Source organism: Streptomyces sp. NPDC085460, from assembly GCF_044541975.1.
In the GTDB taxonomy this organism is placed as follows: domain Bacteria; phylum Actinomycetota; class Actinomycetes; order Streptomycetales; family Streptomycetaceae; genus Streptomyces.
Genome location: NZ_JBITTO010000004.1, coordinates 332,422 through 350,323 on the forward strand (window position 1 = coordinate 332,422; position 17,902 = coordinate 350,323).

At 74.5% G+C, this 17,902-nt stretch carries 18 protein-coding genes; 7 read left to right on the forward strand and 11 right to left on the reverse strand.

Features of this window, described 5'->3' with window-relative positions:
* Positions 1-103: 103 nt before the first annotated feature.
* Positions 104-1,330, reverse strand: a complete 1,227-nt coding sequence (locus ACIGHB_RS12565) for an ROK family protein (protein ID WP_360320787.1) — start codon at positions 1,328-1,330, stop codon at positions 104-106.
* A 92-nt stretch (positions 1,331-1,422) separates the two neighbouring features.
* On the opposite strand from ACIGHB_RS12565, the gene ACIGHB_RS12570 reads away from it, so the two are divergent.
* Entirely contained in the window at positions 1,423-2,163 is a 741-nt protein-coding gene (locus tag ACIGHB_RS12570; RefSeq protein WP_399912246.1) for a maleylpyruvate isomerase family mycothiol-dependent enzyme, read from the forward strand.
* A 36-nt stretch (positions 2,164-2,199) separates the two neighbouring features.
* Here ACIGHB_RS12570 and ACIGHB_RS12575 read toward each other — a convergent pair whose 3' ends face one another.
* Entirely contained in the window at positions 2,200-2,922 is a 723-nt protein-coding gene (locus tag ACIGHB_RS12575) for a TetR/AcrR family transcriptional regulator (RefSeq protein WP_399912249.1), read from the reverse strand.
* A 258-nt stretch (positions 2,923-3,180) separates the two neighbouring features.
* On the opposite strand from ACIGHB_RS12575, the gene ACIGHB_RS12580 reads away from it, so the two are divergent.
* Complete coding sequence (locus ACIGHB_RS12580; protein WP_399912253.1) at positions 3,181-3,642, forward strand: nitroreductase family deazaflavin-dependent oxidoreductase; 462 nt, start codon at positions 3,181-3,183, stop codon at positions 3,640-3,642.
* A gap of 57 nt (positions 3,643-3,699) precedes the next feature.
* Here ACIGHB_RS12580 and ACIGHB_RS12585 read toward each other — a convergent pair whose 3' ends face one another.
* A complete protein-coding gene (locus ACIGHB_RS12585; RefSeq protein ID WP_399912737.1) occupies positions 3,700-5,094 on the reverse strand; it encodes a geranylgeranyl reductase family protein in 1,395 nt (464 codons plus the stop codon).
* 471 nt (positions 5,095-5,565) lie between these two features.
* Between ACIGHB_RS12585 and ACIGHB_RS12590 the strand changes: the two genes are divergently transcribed.
* Positions 5,566-6,933 (forward strand): dipeptidase, encoded by a 1,368-nt coding sequence (locus ACIGHB_RS12590; protein WP_360320799.1) that lies wholly within the window; start codon positions 5,566-5,568, stop codon positions 6,931-6,933.
* Positions 6,934-7,029: 96 nt separating this feature from the next.
* Positions 7,030-7,728 carry an MBL fold metallo-hydrolase gene (locus tag ACIGHB_RS12595; RefSeq protein WP_399912257.1) on the forward strand — a complete coding sequence of 233 codons (699 nt, stop codon included), beginning with the start codon at positions 7,030-7,032 and terminating at the stop codon, positions 7,726-7,728.
* A gap of 10 nt (positions 7,729-7,738) precedes the next feature.
* On the opposite strand, the gene ACIGHB_RS12600 is transcribed toward ACIGHB_RS12595, so the two are convergent.
* Complete coding sequence (locus tag ACIGHB_RS12600) at positions 7,739-8,776, reverse strand: NUDIX domain-containing protein (protein WP_399912260.1); 1,038 nt, start codon at positions 8,774-8,776, stop codon at positions 7,739-7,741.
* 137 nt (positions 8,777-8,913) lie between these two features.
* On the opposite strand from ACIGHB_RS12600, the gene ACIGHB_RS12605 reads away from it, so the two are divergent.
* Entirely contained in the window at positions 8,914-9,114 is a 201-nt protein-coding gene (locus ACIGHB_RS12605) for a hypothetical protein (RefSeq protein WP_360320808.1), read from the forward strand.
* An 84-nt stretch (positions 9,115-9,198) separates the two neighbouring features.
* Here the strand turns inward: ACIGHB_RS12605 and ACIGHB_RS12610 are convergent, their stop codons facing one another.
* Entirely contained in the window at positions 9,199-10,164 is a 966-nt protein-coding gene (locus ACIGHB_RS12610) for an ROK family protein (RefSeq protein ID WP_399912263.1), read from the reverse strand.
* Between the two features lie 176 nt (positions 10,165-10,340).
* Here ACIGHB_RS12610 and ACIGHB_RS12615 point away from each other — a divergent pair, with 176 nt between their 5' ends.
* Positions 10,341-11,381, forward strand: coding sequence for a LacI family DNA-binding transcriptional regulator (locus tag ACIGHB_RS12615; protein WP_360311115.1), 1,041 nt, complete (start codon positions 10,341-10,343; stop codon positions 11,379-11,381).
* Positions 11,382-11,465: 84 nt separating this feature from the next.
* Here the strand turns inward: ACIGHB_RS12615 and ACIGHB_RS12620 are convergent, their stop codons facing one another.
* From ACIGHB_RS12620 to ACIGHB_RS12640, 5 genes are all read right to left on the reverse strand, one after another.
* The gene (locus ACIGHB_RS12620; protein WP_360311113.1) at positions 11,466-12,758 is read right to left on the reverse strand and encodes a DUF6986 family protein; all 1,293 of its coding nucleotides are present in this window, start codon (positions 12,756-12,758) and stop codon (positions 11,466-11,468) included.
* Between the two features lie 156 nt (positions 12,759-12,914).
* Positions 12,915-13,877 (reverse strand): electron transfer flavoprotein subunit alpha/FixB family protein, encoded by a 963-nt coding sequence (locus ACIGHB_RS12625; RefSeq protein ID WP_360311111.1) that lies wholly within the window; start codon positions 13,875-13,877, stop codon positions 12,915-12,917.
* 56 nt (positions 13,878-13,933) lie between these two features.
* Entirely contained in the window at positions 13,934-14,719 is a 786-nt protein-coding gene (locus ACIGHB_RS12630) for an electron transfer flavoprotein subunit beta/FixA family protein (RefSeq protein ID WP_360311109.1), read from the reverse strand.
* A 195-nt stretch (positions 14,720-14,914) separates the two neighbouring features.
* Positions 14,915-15,442 (reverse strand): flavin reductase family protein, encoded by a 528-nt coding sequence (locus tag ACIGHB_RS12635; protein WP_360311107.1) that lies wholly within the window; start codon positions 15,440-15,442, stop codon positions 14,915-14,917.
* 216 nt (positions 15,443-15,658) lie between these two features.
* Entirely contained in the window at positions 15,659-16,033 is a 375-nt protein-coding gene (locus ACIGHB_RS12640; protein WP_360311105.1) for a thioredoxin family protein, read from the reverse strand.
* Between the two features lie 237 nt (positions 16,034-16,270).
* On the opposite strand from ACIGHB_RS12640, the gene ACIGHB_RS12645 reads away from it, so the two are divergent.
* Positions 16,271-16,996 (forward strand): lysophospholipid acyltransferase family protein, encoded by a 726-nt coding sequence (locus tag ACIGHB_RS12645; protein ID WP_360311103.1) that lies wholly within the window; start codon positions 16,271-16,273, stop codon positions 16,994-16,996.
* A 36-nt stretch (positions 16,997-17,032) separates the two neighbouring features.
* On the opposite strand, the gene ACIGHB_RS12650 is transcribed toward ACIGHB_RS12645, so the two are convergent.
* Entirely contained in the window at positions 17,033-17,725 is a 693-nt protein-coding gene (locus ACIGHB_RS12650) for a phenylalanine--tRNA ligase beta subunit-related protein (protein WP_360311101.1), read from the reverse strand.
* Positions 17,726-17,902: the final 177 nt, after the last annotated feature.

The following is a 17,902-nucleotide window of genomic DNA, read 5'->3' on the forward strand; positions in this document are numbered from 1 at the left end:
CACTCCTTTACGCGCGCCTTTGCGCGCGCCTCTACGCGCCCCTTTGCGCGCGCCTTTACGCAACGCGGTCCAGGGCCGCCGGGCGGGCCGGTGCGCGTCCCGGTCAGACGGAGGCGCCGGCGAGGGCGGCCAGCGGGTCGTCGAGGACCGGCTGCCAGGCCAGTTCGGCGGCGCCCACCAGGCTGTTGTGGTCCAGGGTGCAGGGCAGGATCGGCACTCCGCCGCTGCGTCCCCACAGGCTGCGGTCGGCCACGACGGCGCGCAGCCGCTCCGGGTCGGCGTCGAGCAGCTCGCGGTGGAGACCGCCGAGGATGATCCGGTCGGGGTTGAGGATGTTCACCAGACCGGCGAGGCCCAGGCCGAGCCGGTCGATCAGCTCCGCCACCGCGCCCCGCACCCCCGGGTCGTCCGGCGCGGTCCTGAGCAGGTCGCGGGCCTGCTGGAGCAGGGACACCTCGGGTCCCGGCTCCCGCCCGGCGGCCGTGAGGAAGGCGAGCGGGTCGGTCTCGACGTCCAGGCAGCCGCGGCCTCCGCAGTGGCAGGGACCGCCGTCCGGATTGACCGTCAGGTGGCCCACCTCCAGGGCGAGGCCCGAACTGCCCGTGTGGAGCCGCCCGTCGAGGACGAGCGCCCCGCCGACGCCCCGGTGGCCGGTGGCCACGCACAGCAGGTCGCGGGCGCCGCGCCCGGCTCCGTGCCGGTGCTCGGCGAGGGCGGCGAGGTTCACGTCGTTGCCGGTGAAGGCCGGGCCCTCGATGCCGGCGTCCCGGATCCGGTCGGCGAAGATCTGCCGGACCTGCGCGCCGGCCGGCCAGGCGAGGTGGAGCGGGTTGAGCGCGGTGCCCTCGGGCTCGGCGACGGCGGACGGCACGGCGAGCCCGGCGCCGACGCAGCGCCGCCCGGACTCCCGGAGGAGCGCGGCGCCCGCGTCCACGACGGCGCCGAGGACCTGCGCGGGGTCGGCGGAGACCGTCACCGAACCGGGGACGGTGGCGACGAGCGTGCCGCCGAGGCCGACCAGCGCCGCCCGGAAACCGTCCGCGTGAACCTGGGCGGCGAGCGCCACGGGCCCCTTCTCGTCGACGGCGAGCCGGTGCGACGGACGGCCCTGCGAACCGGCGGCGGCCCCGGGGTTGGAGTCGACCCTGATCAGCCCGAGGGCCTCCAGTTCGGCGGCGACGGCTCCGGCGGTGGCACGGGTGACGCCGAGCTCGGCGGTGAGGACGGCCCGCGTCGGCGCCCGCCCGGTGTGCACCAGCTCAAGCGCGGGTCCGAGCGCGCTGCGCCCCCTGTCCAGCCGAGTACGCGTCGTCGTCGCCTTGCCGTTCATGCGCCCGAGTCTGCCATGATCGGGGCCGCCCGCCGGACCCGGCCGGAGCCGGGCGGGGCGGGGGCGGGACGCACTCGGGAGCTGGGGGAACGATGAGGATCACGGAGCACGTCGACGCGCTGGAGACCGCGGGGGCGGCACTCGCCGCCGCCGCGGAGACGACCGGGACGGACGCCGAGGTCCCGACCTGCCCGGGGTGGCGGGTCCGCGACCTGCTGCGGCACACCACGACGGTGCACCGCTGGGCGACCGGCTTCGTCGCCGGGGGTCACACCGCGTACCGGCCTCCGGGCGACGAGCCCGCGCTGGACGGCGCCGCGCTCCTCGCCCACTACCGCGAGGGCCACACGGCGCTGGTCACCGCGCTGCGCGCCGCCCCGGAGTCCCTGGCCTGCTGGACCTTCATGCCGGCCCCATCGCCGCTCGCCTTCTGGGCCCGGCGCCAGGCCCACGAGACGACCGTCCACCGGGCGGACGCCGAGTCGGCGCTGCCGGCCGGCCCCGGACCGGTCGAGGCCCGGCTCGCCGCCGACGGCGTCGACGAACTGCTCACCGGCTTCCACGGCCGCGACCGCAGCCGGGTCCGGACCGAGGACCCGCGCACGCTGCGCATCCGGGCGACCGACACCTCAGACGCGTGGACGGTACGGCTCTCGGCGGCGCCGCCCGTGACGGAACGCGCCGGGTCCGCCGCGGGCCCCGCGGACGCGGAGATCGCCGGGACCGCCGAACGGCTCTACCTGACGCTGTGGAACCGGCTGCCGGCGACGGCCGTGACCGTCACCGGCGACGCGGAACTCCTGCGGCTGTGGCGGGAGACCTCGGCGATCTGAGCCTCCCCCGGCCGGCGTCCGACCATTCGCTCCCGCTCACCGGCGCGGGCGCGGTCGAGGGCGCGGCAGCAGGCCGGCCTCCCGGCCGAGCCGTTCGGCGGCGGCGGCGAAGAAGGCGTCGCGGTCCTCGACGACCCGGTTGAACTGGCCGAAGACCTCGAAGGAGACGAGGCCGAAGAGCTGCGCCCAGGAGGAGACGAGGGCGACCGCGAGCGCGGGCGGCAGGTCAGGGGCGAGATCGGCGGCGAACCGCTCCGCCTCCGGGGCGAGGCCGCCGGGCAGCGGCGGCAGCGCGACGCCCTCCCCCTGGTACGCGGCGCGGGCGACCGCCACGAGCAGCAGCCCGACCCGGGCGGCCGGCCCGACCGTGTCCTGGGGGGCGGTGTAGCCGGGGACCGGGGAGCCGTAGATCAGGGCGTACTCGTGGGGGTGGGCGACGGCCCAGGCGCGGACGGCGCGGCAGACGGCGGTCCAGTGGGCGAGGTGGTCGCCGGACTCGGCGCGTACGGCGGCGGCGTGGGCCTTCTCCGCGGCGGCGCCCACGGAGTCGTAGGCGTCGATGATGAGCGCGGTCAGCAGCTCGTCGCGGCTGGGGAAGTAGCGGTAGAGCGCGGAGGAGACCATGCCGAGCTCGCGGGCGACGGCGCGCAGGGAGAGCTTGGCGGCACCCTCGGCGGCGAGCTGCCGGCGGGCCTCGTCCTTGATGGCGGCGGTGATCTCGACCCGGGCGCGGGCGCGGGCTCCTTGAACGGTGGTCATGGAGAGCAGTCTGCCACGTTCCGGATCGCCGCACTGAAACGAGAGCGGTGCTCTTGCTTGTGAGCGCCGATCCGTGCAGACTGTTCTCAAGCGAGAGCAGTGCTCACGATTCGATGAAGCGATACGAATCGAGAGCATCGCTCTCCCCAGCTCTCACCTGCTCTCACCTGCTCTGGCTCGCTCCCGCCGCTCTGGCTCGCCCTCACCCCGCTCCCACCCCGCGCTCACCATCCAGCGCCCGCACCCCAGGAGGCCCCCATGTCCACCACCCCCGCCCACGTCATGAAGCCCGGCTGGTTCACCGTCCACGTCATGAACCGCGCCGTCGCGTGGCTGACCCGGCGCGGCGTCAGCGTGTGGGGCTCGCGGGTCCTCGCCGTCCGGGGCCGCAAGAGCGGCGCCTGGCGGACCACCCCGGTCAACGTCCTCACCCTCGACGGCGAGCGCTACCTCGTCGCCCCGCGCGGCCACGTCCAGTGGACCCGCAACATGCGCGCCGTCGGCGGCGGCGAGCTGCACCTCGGCAAGCACGTCGAGGCGTTCACCGCGACCGAGGTCTCCGACGACGCCAAGGTGGAGGTGCTGCGCGCCTACCTCAAGCGCTGGAAGGCCGAGGTCGGCGTGTTCTTCGCCGGCGTCGGCCCGAACTCCACCGACGAGGAGCTGCGCGCCGTCGCGCCGAAGCACCCCGTCTTCCGCATCACCTCCGCCAACGCGTGAGGGTGGGCGCGGACCCATGGTCCCCGCCCACCCTCACCACTGAAGGACGCACCCGCGTCAGGACGCCCCGGTCTCCCGCCCGCCCGCGGAGAGCTCCTCGCCGCCCGTACCGTCGCCGGTCCCGGCGCCGTTTCCGTCGCCGCCCCCGTCCGTGGCGAGGCCGTCCCCGGCCGTCCCGTCCTCGTCCCTGCGGCCCACGCCCCGGCCCGCCGGGCCGACGCCCGACGCGGTGTCCATGCGCTTGTCGAGCACTTCGAGGGCGCGCCGGGCCAGACCGTTCGACCGGACCATGCCGGCCAGCGTCGCCGAACCGCGCGTGATGTCGGCGAACGCCTTCCAGGCCGGCCGCACACCGGTGATCACCGCGTGCAGCAGCCCCGGGCGGCGCTCGAAGACGGCGAGCATCCGCCGGCCGACCGCCATCTCCACACCCAGACCGGCCTTGATCGCGAAGGCGTAGTTCAGCGCCTGGCGGCGGGCGTCCACCGCGTCGCCCGCCTCCGCCACCCGGACCGCCCACTCACCGGCGAGCCGGCCGGAGCGGAGCGCGTACGAGATGCCCTCGCGGGTCCACGGCTCCAGCAGGCCCGCCGCGTCGCCGCAGACCAGGACCCTGCCGCGGGAGAGCGGCGAGTCGTCGGCGCGGCAGCGGGTCAGATGGCCCGAGGAGATCGTGGGCTCGAAGCCGGAGAGGCCGAGCCGGGCGACGAAGTCCTCCAGGTACCGCTTGGTCGCCGCGCCCTCACCGCGCGCCGAGATGACACCGACGGTGAGCGTGTCCCCCTTCGGGAACACCCAGCCGTAACTGCCGGGCATCGGGCCCCAGTCGATGAGGATGCGGCCCTTCCAGTCCTCCGCCACCGACGGCGGCACCGGGATCTCCGCCTCCAGGCCCAGGTCGACCTGACCGAGCTTCACCCCGACGTGCGCTCCTATCCGGCTGGCGCTGCCGTCCGCGCCGACCACGGCCCGCGCGAGCACGGTCTCGCCGTCGGCGAGGACCACCGCGACCGTCCGCCGGTCCGGCACCGACGGACCGTGCTGCTCCACCCGGACCACGGTGGCGCCGGTGCGCAGCTGGGCGCCGGCCTTCTGCGCGTGCTCGACGAGCTGGGCGTCGAACTCGGGCCGGTTGATGAGCCCGAAGAGCATCCGGCGGGAGCGGCGGGTGCGGGCGAAGCGGCCTTCGAGGGAGAAGGTGACCGCGTGCACCCGGTCCTGGAGCGGCAGTTCGAAGCCAGGCGGCAGGGAGTCGCGGGAGGGGCCGATGATGCCGCCGCCGCAGGTCTTGTAGCGGGGCAGCTCGGCCTTCTCCAGGAGCAGCACCCGGCGGCCGGCGACGGCCGCCGCGTACGCCGCCGACGCGCCGGCCGGGCCGGCGCCGACGACCACGACGTCCCACACGTCCGGACGCTCCGGGCCGAGACCGTCCGGACCGTCCCGGCCCTCCAGGCCGGTGCCGGTCTCCGCCACGTCCGGCTCCGGCTCGGTCACCGTTTCCGCGAACGCCTCCGCCGCCGACTCCGAGTCCGGCTCCGCGATCGCCTCCGCCGCCGGCTCCGAGTCCGACTCCGCGATCGCCTCCGCCGCCGACTCCGCGATCGCCTCCGCCGCCGGTTCCCGCTCCGGCTCGGTCGCCGCGGCGGGGCCGGGCTTCTCGCCCGCCGTCGCCGCGTCGGACGGCCCGGCCGCCGCGGCCGGCTCGCCGGGCACGAGCGGCTCGGTGTGCTCCGGACCGGCGTTCTCTGCGTGCTCGCTGCTCACGTGTGCTTCTGCTCCTGATCCGACCGGCGTCTGCTTCCCGCATCCTACGGCTCGGTAGGCCACAGCCCGGTCGTAGGATCGACGGTGCGATCGCCGTACCACCAGATACGCCGTTCGCTCCTTCTCTGTCTCAACGTCGCACCCACGAGGAGCGTGCCCATGACGCCGAATCCGATCGCCGAGACCGTCCGGTCCCTGATGCCTCGGGCCAAGGCCGAGCTGGCGGAACTGGTCGCCTTCGAGTCGGTCGCGGACGAGGCCGTGGCGCCCCGCAGCGAGTGCGAGGCCGCGGCGAACTGGGTCGCCGACGCGCTGCGCGCCGAGGACTTCCGCGACGTGGCCCTGCTCGACACCCCGGACGGTTCGCAGTCGGTGTACGGCGTGCTGCCGGGCCCGGCGGGCGCGCCGACCGTCCTCCTCTACGCCCACTACGACGTGCAGCCGAAGCTCGACGAGTCGGCCTGGGTGACGCCGCCGTTCCGGCTCACCGAGCGCGAGGACGGCCGCTGGTACGGGCGCGGCGCCGCCGACTGCAAGGGCGGGTTCATCCTCCACCTGCTGGCGCTGCGGGCCCTGAAGGCCAACGGCGGGGTGCCGGTGACGGTGAAGATGATCGTCGAGGGCTCCGAGGAGCAGGGCACCGGCGGTCTGGAGCGGTACGCCGAGCAGCACCCCGAGCTGCTGACCGCCGACACCATCGTGATCGGCGACGCGGGCAACTTCCGGGTCGGACTGCCGACCGTGACCGCCACCCTGCGCGGCATGACGATGATCCGGGTCCAGGTCGACACCCTGGAGGGCAACCTCCACTCGGGTCAGTTCGGCGGTGCCGCGCCCGACGCGCTCGCCGCGCTCATCCGGGTCCTGGACTCGCTGCGGGCCGAGGACGGCTCGACGCGGATCGACGGGCTGCCGGCCGACGCCGCGTGGGAGGGCCTCCAGTACCCGGAGGAGCAGTTCCGCGCCGACGCCAAGGTGCTGCCGGGCGTGGACCTGCCCGGCGCCGGCACGGTCGCGGACCGGATCTGGGCCCGTCCGGCCGTCACCGTCATCGGCATCGACTGCCACCCGGTGGCCGGCGCGACCCCGTCGATCCCGCGGACCGCCCGCGCGCAGATCAGCCTGCGGGTGCCGCCCGGCCAGGACGCGGCCGAGGCGACCAAGCTGCTCTTCGCCCACATCGAGGCGCACACGCCGTGGAACGCGCGGGTGACCCTGGAGCAGGTCGGCCAGGGCCAGCCGTTCCAGGCGGACACCGCCAGCCCGGCGTACGCGTCGATGGCCGAGGCGATGCGGGTCGCGTACCCGGGCCAGGAGATGCAGGCGGCGGGCATGGGCGGCTCGATCCCGCTCTGCAACACGCTCGCCACGCTCTACCCGCAGGCGGAGATCCTGCTCATCGGCCTGAGCGAGCCGGACGCGCAGATCCACGCGGTCAACGAGTCGGTGTCGCCGGAGGAGCTGGAGCGGCTCTCGGTCGCCGAGGCGCTGTTCCTCGTCAACTACGCGGGCAGCCGCCGGGCCTGACGCCGGGACGGCCACTCGCCGATTCAGCGTCGGGCGAAGCTCGCGGAGAGCGTAGAAGCCCCCTTCACGCCCGCTCCGGCGCTTACGTTCGGCGGTATGGAACCCCTCAGGATCACGCCCCGGCTGCACCTGCTCGACTACACGATCGGGCAGGCGTACCTGTGGCGGGACGACGCGGAACTGACCCTGGTGGACGCCGGCTGGGCCGGATCGGCGGACCGCACGACGGCGGCGATACGGGCGGCCGGCCTCGATCCGGACCGGCTGGCCCGGATCGTCCTCACCCACGGCCACCGCGACCACGTGGGCGCGGCTCAGGAGCTGGCCGACCGGCACGGCGCCGAGATCGTCGCCCACCGGCTCGACGCGCCGTACGTGCGCGGCGAGCTGCCGACGCCCGGGCCCGACCTGCTGGAGTGGGAGCGCCCGCTCTGGGAGCACGGCCTCACCTGCCCCGAGGCCCCTCCGACCCGGGTCGACCGGGAGATCGAGGACGGCGAGGCGCTCGGCTTCGGGGACGGCGCGGTCGCCGTCCACACCCCCGGGCACACTCCGGGCTCGATGGCGGTCCACCTCCCCCGCCACGGTGTGCTCTTCGCGGGCGACACCGTGGCGTCGGTGCGGGGGGTGACCTTCGGCGTGTTCCACGTGGACCGCGCTCTGGCCCTGGAATCGCTGCGCCGGCTGGCCGCACTGCGTCCCGCGGTGCTGTGCTGCGGCCACGGGCCGGCGGTCACGGAGGACACGGCGGAGCGACTGTCGGCGGCGGCGGCCGCCGGGGCCGTGGAGCTCTGACGGCGGGAGGTCAGCCCACCGGGACGCCCGCCTCCAGGTTGAGCACGGTGCCGCGTTCGCGTGCGCGCAGGGCCCAGCGGAGGCGGTCGTACCGGACGCGCGGGAGAAGGTGGGCGGCCTCCTGCTCGGTGACGAAGCGCCAGGCGCGCAGTTCGGCGCCGGGGAGTCGCAGCCGGGCGGTGTCGCGGGCGCCGAGCCGGCCGCCGTCGAAGAGGAGCCGGAGGCCGCCGAAGCCGGGCGGCTGGGGGCGTTCCCAGTCGACGAGGAGGAGCCTGGGGACGGCGTCGAGTTCCAGGCCGATCTCCTCGGCGACCTCGCGCATCCCGGCGCGGGCGGGCGGTTCGCCGGCCTCGACGACGCCGCCGGGGAACTCCCAGCCGGGCTTGTAGGTGGGATCGACGAGGAGGAAACGGTCCTGCTCGTCGAAGAGGAGGACGCCTGCGGCCAGCGTCTCGCGGGTCGGTTCCGGTGTCTGCACGATGCCGCAGGGCGCGGCGAGCCCGCCCTGGACGGCGTCGGCGACGGCCCGGGCGGTCTCGGCGACGGTGAGCGCCGAGGTGTCGACGGTGTGGGCGTCGGCGCCGAGCCAGCCGGCGGTGGCCTCCCGGTAGGCGGGGAGGTGGTCGTGGCACCAGCGGCGGACCTCGGCGTCGACGTCCGGGTCGCCGTAGTCGGCGCGGCCGTCGATACGGCTCCGCAGGATCGTTTCCTCCGGTGCCAGGAGCACATGCCGGACGTCGATGCGGCGGGCGGCGAGGCCGCCGAAGATCTCGTCGCGGTACTCCTGCCTGAGCAGCGTCATCGGGACGACGAGCACCCCGCCGACCTCGGCGTGCAGGGCGGCGGCGGTGTCCACGACGAGCCGCCGCCAGATGGGCAGGTCCTGGTAGTCGTCCACCTCGGCGAGGCGTTTGGCGGGAAGGAGCCTGCGCAGCTCCCCGCCGGTCGCCTCGGGGTCGTACAGCGTGCTGTGCGGGATCAGTCCGACCAGTTCGCGCGCGGCGCTGGACTTCCCCGCGCCGAAAGCACCGTTGATCCAGACGATCACGATTCCCCCCTCATCGACGGCCCCCTGTGGCTTGCCCGCAACACCCTGCCACGGAAACCACGAACACATGATCGGGCCGCTGCGTAACGCTTCGGGCCCGCGGGTCGTTGAGAACGCGAGCACGAGGGGGTGCGGAGATGGACCGTACGGTTCTGGAACGGTTTCCTGCGGGTGGGCCCCGGGGTCACTGGCCCGCCGAGGAGTACGCGGGCGCGTGCCGCGAGGAGGGGGTGCCGGCCCGGGTGGTGATGGACCTGACGACCGACGCCTTCCTGGTCGTGGTGGAACAGCGAGCCCCGGAGCGCACGAAGCCCCGGGCCTCGCCCGTACGCGAGTGAGCGCGGCGCACGGTCGGCGCGACGGTACGCGGGCGAGCGTGGTCGCCGGAACCGCCCTGGTACGCGGGTGAGTCCTGCGGGCGGTCAGTGTGCCGCGCGGGTCGCCGCCGCCGCGCCGAGGAGGCCCGCGTCGGTGCCGGTGGCGGCGGGCACGACGGTCAGCCCGCGCGCGAAGGAGAGCGTGGCGTAGTCGGCGAGGGAGCGCCGGAGCGGGGCGAAGAGGACCTCGCCGGCGCCGGCCACTCCCCCGCCGACCACCGCGATGTCGATCTCCACCAGGTGCGCGGTGGCGGCGATGCCGGCCGCGAGCGCCCGGGCGGCCCGTTCGAAGGCGGCGACGGCGGCCGGGTGGCCGGCCCGCGCGGCCTCGGCCACCGCGGCCGCCGAGGTGTCGCCGTCGGGGCCGGGCCGCCAGCCCTCGTCGAGGGCGCGGCGGGCGATGTGGGGCCCCGCGGCGAGGCGTTCGACGCAGCCCCGGCCGCCGCAGGCGCAGGGATCGCCGTCGAGGTCCACACTGAGGTGGCCGATGTGGCCCGCGTTGCCCGTGGGGCCCGGGTGGAGCCGGCCGCCGAGGACGAGACCGCCTCCGACGCCGGTCGAGACGACCAGGCACAGGGCGTCGGTGTGGCCCCGGGCGGCGCCGAGCCAGTGTTCGGCGGCGGTCATGGCGACGCCGTCGCCGACGAGGGTGACCGGCCGCCCTCCGGCGACCCGGCCGATCCGCTCGACGAGCGGGAAGTCGCGCCAGCCGGGCACGTTCACCGGGCTGACCGTGCCACGGGCAGCGTCCACGGGTCCGGCGCTGCCGATGCCGACGGCCTCGGTGGCGTCCCAGAGCGGGGAGGCCGCGAGGGCGTCGAGCACCTCGCCGACCGCCCGCAGCACCGTCTCCGCGTCCTCCCGGGCCGGGGTGGGACGCCGGGCGCGGGCCAGGATCCGCCCCTCGGCGTCCACCAGCGCCCCGGCGATCTTGGTGCCGCCGATGTCGAGCGCGGCGACGGGGCCGGCGGCCGGGCCGGGGAAGGGGGCGGAACGGGGGGTGGTGGGCATGCGGGTAGGTTCTCACGGCGCCGCGCGCCGGCCCCGGCCGGTACCGGCCGCGCGGGACGGACGGCAGCCTGAACCCGGTCGGCCTGACAACGTTTCCCAGGCTCTATGCTCGGTCCGGAGGCGCACGATCCGCCGGACGGCGCCCGCCGGCACCCCGCAACGGAGGACCCCGCACCGTGGCCGAGACCACCCGCCCCGAGCCCCGCTACGGCAACCGGCCCACGATGAAGGACGTCGCCGCCCGGGCCGGCGTCGGCCTCAAGACCGTCTCGCGGGTCGTGAACGGCGAGCCGGGGGTCACCCCCGGGACCGAACGGCGGGTCCGCGAGGCGATCGACGCGCTGGGCTTCCGGCGCAACGACAGCGCGCGGGTGCTGCGGAAGGGCCGCACGGCGACGATCGGACTCGTCCTGGAGGACCTGGCCGACCCGTTCTACGGGCAGCTCAGCCGGGCCGTGGAGGAGGTCGCGCGAGCGCACGGCACCCTGCTCATCAACGGCTCCAGCGCGGCGGACCCGGAGCGCGAGCAGGAACTGGCGCTGACGCTCTGCGCGCGCCGGGTGGACGGGCTGATCGTGATCCCCGCCGGGGACGACCACCGCTATCTGGAGCCGGAGATCCGCGCGGGCGTGGCCACGGTGTTCGCCGACCGCCCGGCCGGGCTCCTCGACGCGGACGCCGTTCTGTCGGACAGCTTCGGCGGGGCCCGCGAGGGGGTGGCCCATCTGATCGCGCACGGGCACCGGCGGATCGGTTTCGTCGGCGACCGGCCGCGGATCCACACCGCGGCGGAGCGGCTGCGCGGCTACCGGGCGGCGATGGAGGACGCGGAGCTTCCGGTGGACGAGCGGTGGGTGGCGCCGGGGTCCACGGATCCGGAGCGGGTGGCGGCCGCGCTCGCCGCGATGCTCTCCGGCCCCGAGCCGGTCACCGCGCTCTTCGCGGGCAACAACCGGGTCACCGTCACCGCCGTGCGGGTGCTGGCCGAGAGGCCCGGAGGGGAGCCTCCGGTGGCGCTGGTCGGCTTCGACGACGTCGAGCTCGGCGACGTCCTGGGCGTCACGGTGATCGCCCAGGACCCGGCGGCGCTCGGCAGGACCGCCGCCGAGTGGCTGTTCCGGCGCCTGGACGGGGCGGCCGAGCCGCCCCGCCGGGCCGTCATCGGGACGCGGCTCCTCGCCCGGGGTTCGGGCGAGGTGCCTCCGCCGTCCGTCTGACCTCCGCCCTCCGTCCGAGCGGCCCGCCCGGAGGCGGGGACGGCCGAAGCCACCGTCGGCCGCGCCCGCTCGGGCCTCGGCGCCTCAGTGCTCGGCGCTGGCGGTGAGGTCGCCGCGGCGCGGGGCGGCGAAGCGCTCCAGGGCGGCGCGGGTCATGCCGGTGAGGGCGTCGACCTCGGCGGTGTCGAGGGCGCCGCACTGGAGGCCGCGGAGCAGGTAGGAGGAGAGCGCCTTGGCGGTGGCGGGCTCGTCCATGACGTCGCCGCCGGCGTGGTTGGCGTAGGCGGAGAGGCGCTTGGCGGCGGTCTCGAAGCCCTCGCGGTAGAAGGCGAAGACGGCGGCGTAACGGGTCGGGATGTGGCCCGGGTGCATGTCCCAGCCCTGGTAGTAGGCGCGGGCCAGGGCGCGGCGGGTGAGGCCGTAGTGGAGCCTCCACGCCTCGTGGACGTGGGCGGTGGAGCCGACCGGGAGCACGTTGGTGGAGCCGTCGGAGACGCGTACGCCGGTGCCGGCGGCGGCGACCTGCATGATCGCCTTGGCGTGGTCGGCGGCCGGGTGGTCGCTGGCCTGGTAGGCGGCGGAGACCCCGAGGCAGGCGCTGTAGTCGAAGGTGCCGTAGTGGAGGCCCGTGGCACGGCCCTCGGCGGCGTCGATCATGCGGGCGACGGCGGCGGTGCCGTCGGCGGCGAGGATGGACTGGCTGGTCTCGATCTGGATCTCGAAGCCGAGGCGGCCGGCGTCGAGGCCGTGGGCCTTCTCGAAGGCTTCGAGGAGCCGGACGAAGGCGGTGACCTGCTCGGGGTAGGTGACCTTGGGGAGGGTGAGGACGAGACCGTCGGGCAGGCCGCCGTTCTCCAGGAGGCCGGTGAGGAAGACGTCCGTGGTGCGGATGCCGCGGTCGCGTACGGCGGCCTCCATGCACTTCATCCGGATGCCCATGTACGGGGCGGCGGTGCCGTTGGCGTACGCCTCGTTGATCAGGCGGGCCGCACGGGCCGCGTCCTGGTCCTCGTCGGCGCCCGCGTAACCGTCCTCGAAGTCGACGCGCAGGTCCTCGATGGGCTCGCGCTCCAGCTTGGTCCGCACGCGCGCGTACACGTCCTCCGCGAGGTCGTCGGAGAGGCCGAGGACGGCGGCGAAGGAGCCGGCGTCGGGGGCGTGCTCGTCGAGCGCGGCCAGGGCCTGGTCGCCCCAGGAGCGGATGGTGCCGGCGTCGAAGACGTTGCCGGGGACGTAGACGGTGTGGACGGGCTGGCGGGTGCCGGGGTCGCCCGGGTAGCGGCGGTCGAGCTCGGCGTCCACCGCGGCGAGGGAGGAGCTGATGCCCTCGCTGACCGCGCCCGCGAGGCTCGTCGACACCTTCTCCTGCTGACCCATCCCTGTTCCCTCCTGTTTTCCGCTGCACGGAATCAATAATCCGTATAGCGAAGTTAGTAGTCCGCCGGGACCTGCGTCAATGGTTGTCCGAAACGGCCGGGGGCCGCACGGCGAAACTCGCCGTGCGGCCCCCGGGACCCGCGGAAGCGCTGGTCGTCAGCCCTTGCGGGTCTGGACCTCCTGGGTCAGGACCGGGACGACGTCGAAGAGGTCGCCCACCACGCCGTAGTCGACGAGGTCGAAGATCGGGGCCTCGGCGTCCTTGTTGATGGCGACGATGGTCTTCGAGGTCTGCATGCCGGCGCGGTGCTGGATCGCGCCGGAGATGCCCGCGGCGATGTACAGCTGCGGGGAGACCGACTTGCCGGTCTGGCCGACCTGGTTGGAGTGCGGGTACCAGCCGGCGTCGACGGCGGCGCGGGAGGCGCCGACGGCCGCACCGAGCGAGTCGGCGAGGGCCTCGATGATCGCGAAGTTCTCGGCGCCGTTGACGCCGCGGCCGCCGGAGACCACGATCGCGGCCTCGGTCAGCTCCGGACGGCCGGTGGACTCGCGCGGGGTGCGGGCGGTCACCTTGGTGCCGGTGGCCAGCTCGCCGAAGGAGACCGCGAGGGGCTCGACGGCGCCGGCCGCCTGGGCCGGCTCCACCGGGGCGGAGTTCGGCTTGACGGTGATGACCGGGGTGCCCTTGGAGACGCGGGACTTGGTCGTGTACGAGGCGGCGAACGCGGACTGCGTCGCGACCGGGCCCTCGTCACCGGCCTCCAGGTCCACGGCGTCGGTGATGATGCCGGAGCCGATGCGGACGGCGAGGCGGGCGGCGATCTCCTTGCCCTCGGCGGAGGACGGGACGAGCACGGCGGCCGGGGACACGGCGTCGTACGCGGCCTGGAGGGCGTCGACCTTCGGGACGACCAGGTAGTCGGCGAACTCGGCGGCCTCGGCCGTCAGGACGCGGGTGGCACCGTGCTCGCCGAGGACACCGGCGGTGGCGGTGGCGCCGTTGCCGAGGGCGACGGCGACCGGCTCGCCGATGCGGCGGGCGAGGGTCAGCAGCTCCAGGGTGGGCTTGCGGACGGCTCCGTCGACGTGGTCGACGTAGACGAGAATCTCAGCCATGGGACTTCAATCTCCTGCGAACGAAAAGGGGGCGGTCGGTACGGCTCGCGGGAGCCTTAGATGAACTTCTGGCTCGCGAGGTACTCGGCGAGCTGCTTGCCGCCCTCGCCCTCGTCCTTGACGATCGTGCCCGCGGTGCGCGCCGGACGCTCGTCGGCGGAGTCCACGGCGGTCCAGGAGCCCTCCAGGCCGACCTCGTCCGCGTCCAGCTCCAGGTCGTCGAGCTCCAGCTCCTCGACCGGCTTCTTCTTGGCGGCCATGATGCCCTTGAAGGACGGGTAGCGGGCCTCGCCCGACTGGTCCGTCACGGAGACGACGGCCGGGAGGGACGCCTCCAGCGTCTCGGAGGCGGTGTCGCCGTCACGGCGGCCCGTCACCTTGCCGTCCTCGACCTTGACCTCGGAGAGCAGGGTGACCTGCGGGACGCCCAGGCGCTCCGCCAGGATCGCCGGGAGGACGCCCATGGTGCCGTCGGTGGAGGCCATGCCGGCGATGACCAGGTCGTAGCCGGTCTTCTCGATCGCCTTCGCGAGCACCAGCGAGGTGGCCATGACGTCCGAGCCGTGGATGTCCTCGTCGTCGACGTGGACGGCCTTGTCGGCGCCCATCGAGAGCGCCTTGCGCAGCGCGTCGCGCGCGTCCTCGGGGCCGACGGTGAGGACGGTGACCTCGGCGTCGTCGGCCTCCTCGGCGATCTGCAGCGCCTGCTCGACCGCGTACTCGTCGAGCTCCGACAGGAGACCGTCGACGTCCTCGCGGTCGACCGTCAGGTCGTCGGCGAACTTCCGGTCGCCAGTGGCGTCCGGCACGTACTTCACACAGACAACGATCCTCAAGCTCACGCCGGCTCTCCTACTGCATCGTCATAACTGGGCTGCCTTGTTGCTCGCAGCATAGGCGCCTGAAGGGCGGGTTTCCGGTCGGGGCACCGGACGCCCCGACCAGATATTACTCGTCAGTACACCCAGTTCGTGACCAGTAAGCAAGCGCTCAGGAATGTGACCTTGCCAACGCGGGGAGCGCCGCCGCCACGGGAACTATCGGTCGCGCAGACCGTTGAAGCGCCCGTGGTGATAGAGGAGCGGACGGCCGGCGCCGTCGGGGTCTCCCGCGACCGCCTGCGCTATCACGATCCGGTGGTCGCCCGCGGGCACCCTCGCCACCACGCGGCAGACCAGCCAGGCCAGGACCCCGTCGAGCACGGGCACGCCCTCCGGGCCCCGGCTCCAGCGGGTCGGCTCCGCGAACCGGTCGGCGCCGCTGCGCGCGAAGGTGGCCGCCAGCTCCTCCTGGTGGTCGCCGAGTATGTGCACGCCGATGTGCTCGGCCTCGGCGAGCACGGGCCAGCTGGAAGAGCCGGTGCCCACGCCGAAGGAGATCAGCGGCGGATCGGCCGCGACCGAGTTGAGCGAGGTCGCGGTGAAACCGACGGGACGCTCGCCGTGCGCGGTGATCACGGCGACGCCGGCGGCGTGGCGGCGGAAGACGGAGCGGAGCAGGTCGGGCGAGGCGGACCTGGGGGCGCCGATCGTGGGTACGGTACGGAGCTCGGGCGAAACCGTCATGGAGTTGTCCTTCGTGCGGGGCGGCGGGGAGCGGGGTCCTGGGGTCTCACAGACCCGGACAGCGCGCGCTCGCATGACGGCCCAGGTCCACATGGGCCCGGCCGTGGAGAAGGAGTTCACCGGTCACTCCGTCAGGGTGACGACGGGTGACCGCCCGGGTCAAGTGCGTACCGGGATGTGGGAGATGTGTCACCGCGTCAGACCGGCCTCGGGACCTCACAGCGCGTGACCGAGGGCGGCGATGACGTCGACCCGGCGGGGCTGCCCTGCGGCCCTGCGGACGATCCGGCCGGCCGCGTCGAGGACGAGGACGGTGGGGGTACGGGTGATCCCGAGCGCGCGGACGAGCCCGAGGCGCTCCTCGGCGTCGATCTCCACGTGCGCGACGCCCGGCACCATGGCGGCCACCTCGGCGAGGGTGCGGCGGGTGGCACGGCAGGGCTGGCAGAAGGCGGTGGAGAACTGGACGAGCGTGGCCCGCTCCCCGAGGTCCGCGCCCAGCTCGGCCCCCAGGTCCGCACCCGGTTCGACCCCCGGGTGCCCCGCTCCGGACCCGCGCCCGGCTCCCGCGTCCGTGGCGTACGCCGTCATTCCCGCACCCGCTCTTCCTGGTCTCCGCGTCCCTGTTCTCCGGTGCAGCGCCGCACGGCACCGTCGCATTCCCGCCACGACCACCGCGAGTGACGAGAATCTCCCCGTACGAAGCCGCCTGGACTGGTCACAGCGGCCCACATGCGGCACGATCTGCCCAAAGCCGAAAACCTACGGCCGCGTAACTTCGCCGGGAGAGCCCTCCCAAAAAGGCACAGACGAAGGGGTACCTCTCCCATGGCAGAACTCGTGTACCGACCGGTGGTCGGCGCAGCGCTCACCATGTTCAAGGCGCTCGACCTCAAGATCGACACACAGGGTTCGGAGCACATCCCGCGGACCGGCGGCGCCGTCCTGGTGAGCAATCACATCAGCTACCTGGACTTCATCTTCAGCGGTCTGGCCGCGCTGCCGCAGAAGCGTCTGGTGCGGTTCATGGCGAAGGAGTCGGTCTTCCGGCACAAGGTCTCCGGTCCGCTGATGCGGGCCATGAAGCACATCCCGGTGGACCGGGCGCAGGGCGAGCACGCGTACCAGCACGCCCTGGAGGCGCTGCGGAAGGGCGAGATCGTCGGCGTCTTCCCCGAGGCGACCATCTCGGAGTCCTTCACGCTGAAGAGCTTCAAGTCGGGCGCGGCGCGGCTCGCGCAGGAGGCCGGGGTGCCGCTGATCCCGATGGCCCTGTGGGGGACCCAGCGGATCTGGACGAAGGGCAAGCCGCGGAACTTCAAGCGGGCCCACATCCCGGTGACGATCCGGGTCGGGGAGCCGGTCGAGGCCCCCGCCGACCAGTACGCGGGGGCCATCACCCGGCGGCTGCGCGGGCGCGTCCAGGAGCTCCTGGAGGCCGCCCAGCGCGCCTATCCGGTGCGCCCGAAGGACGCCGCGGACACGTGGTGGATCCCGGCGCACCTGGGCGGCACGGCGCCGACCCCGGAGCAGCTCAAGGCGTCCGGGGCGTAGCCGCGCGCGCCGGTCCGGACGTCGCCGCGCGCCGGTTCACTCGGGGTCGCGGACGGTGATCCGCGCCCCGGGGCTGACCTTCTGGAGCGCCTCGGCGAGCTCCTGCCCGGCGGTCAGCAGCTCCTCGCGGGTCATCGGGGCGAGGGACTCCAGCAGGAACAGGGCGTCGGTGGTGTCGTCGTCGATGCGGGTGCGCGGGCCCTGGCGCCAGTTCCAGCGGCGGCAGGTGACGCCCCGCTCGTCGCACCAGACGATCTCCCCGGGCTCGGGGTGCTCCACGGTCTCCTCGCCGCCGGCGACGGTGACGAACTCCTCCTCGCCGGTGGCCCGGACCAGTCGCATGCCGCCCTCGATCCGGTTCAGGTCCTCGCCGCCCACGGGGATGAGGTGCGCGACGCTGATCGCGTTGTAGGCGTCGACGAGGCGGTTGATGCGGGGCAGTCCGCCGTCCGCCGCCGCCCGTCGGGCGAGCGCCTCGGCGGAGTTGCGGGTGCGGGACGGCTTGGCGCCGAAGGCGGTGTACGCGGCGCGCCAGGCGGCGACGTGCGGGTCCTGGTCCGGGGTGCGGCCGTCGAGGCGGGCGGCGAGCCGGGCGGCCGCCTCGTCGAGGAGGGCCGAGCTGGTCGCGTCGCTCGGGCCGTTGACGAGCCCGCGGGCCTCGATGGCGAGGTGGGTGAAGCCGGGGACGAGGGCGCGCACCTCGTCGGAGACGGTGAGCGTCAGGGGCATGGTCGCCGTTCCTTGCTGCCGGGGGTGCATTCGGTTCAGTGGTGCGTGGTTCAGTGTAGAGCACCGACCGATTCACTTCATTGAACCCACCTGGGGTCCCGGACCGGGAACCCCCGCCTGAGTCCCGGACCGGGAACCCACGCCGTGCCCGGGCACGGCGAAGCGGTCGGGCGGAGT

Excerpts from the sequence above, each read along its gene's own strand:
- ACIGHB_RS12565 (WP_360320787.1), bottom strand. The coding sequence starts at position 1,330 with ATGAACGGCAAGGCGACGACGACGCGTACTCGGCTGGACAGGGGGCGC.
- ACIGHB_RS12570 (WP_399912246.1), top strand. The coding sequence starts at position 1,423 with ATGAGGATCACGGAGCACGTCGACGCGCTGGAGACCGCGGGGGCGGCA.
- ACIGHB_RS12575 (WP_399912249.1), bottom strand. The coding sequence starts at position 2,922 with ATGACCACCGTTCAAGGAGCCCGCGCCCGCGCCCGGGTCGAGATCACC.
- ACIGHB_RS12580 (WP_399912253.1), top strand. The coding sequence starts at position 3,181 with ATGTCCACCACCCCCGCCCACGTCATGAAGCCCGGCTGGTTCACCGTC.
- ACIGHB_RS12590 (WP_360320799.1), top strand. The coding sequence starts at position 5,566 with ATGACGCCGAATCCGATCGCCGAGACCGTCCGGTCCCTGATGCCTCGG.
- ACIGHB_RS12595 (WP_399912257.1), top strand. The coding sequence starts at position 7,030 with ATGGAACCCCTCAGGATCACGCCCCGGCTGCACCTGCTCGACTACACG.
- ACIGHB_RS12605 (WP_360320808.1), top strand. The coding sequence starts at position 8,914 with ATGGACCGTACGGTTCTGGAACGGTTTCCTGCGGGTGGGCCCCGGGGT.
- ACIGHB_RS12610 (WP_399912263.1), bottom strand. The coding sequence starts at position 10,164 with ATGCCCACCACCCCCCGTTCCGCCCCCTTCCCCGGCCCGGCCGCCGGC.
- ACIGHB_RS12620 (WP_360311113.1), bottom strand. The coding sequence starts at position 12,758 with ATGGGTCAGCAGGAGAAGGTGTCGACGAGCCTCGCGGGCGCGGTCAGC.
- ACIGHB_RS12625 (WP_360311111.1), bottom strand. The coding sequence starts at position 13,877 with ATGGCTGAGATTCTCGTCTACGTCGACCACGTCGACGGAGCCGTCCGC.
- ACIGHB_RS12635 (WP_360311107.1), bottom strand. The coding sequence starts at position 15,442 with ATGACGGTTTCGCCCGAGCTCCGTACCGTACCCACGATCGGCGCCCCC.
- ACIGHB_RS12640 (WP_360311105.1), bottom strand. The coding sequence starts at position 16,033 with ATGACGGCGTACGCCACGGACGCGGGAGCCGGGCGCGGGTCCGGAGCG.
- ACIGHB_RS12645 (WP_360311103.1), top strand. The coding sequence starts at position 16,271 with ATGGCAGAACTCGTGTACCGACCGGTGGTCGGCGCAGCGCTCACCATG.
- ACIGHB_RS12650 (WP_360311101.1), bottom strand. The coding sequence starts at position 17,725 with ATGCCCCTGACGCTCACCGTCTCCGACGAGGTGCGCGCCCTCGTCCCC.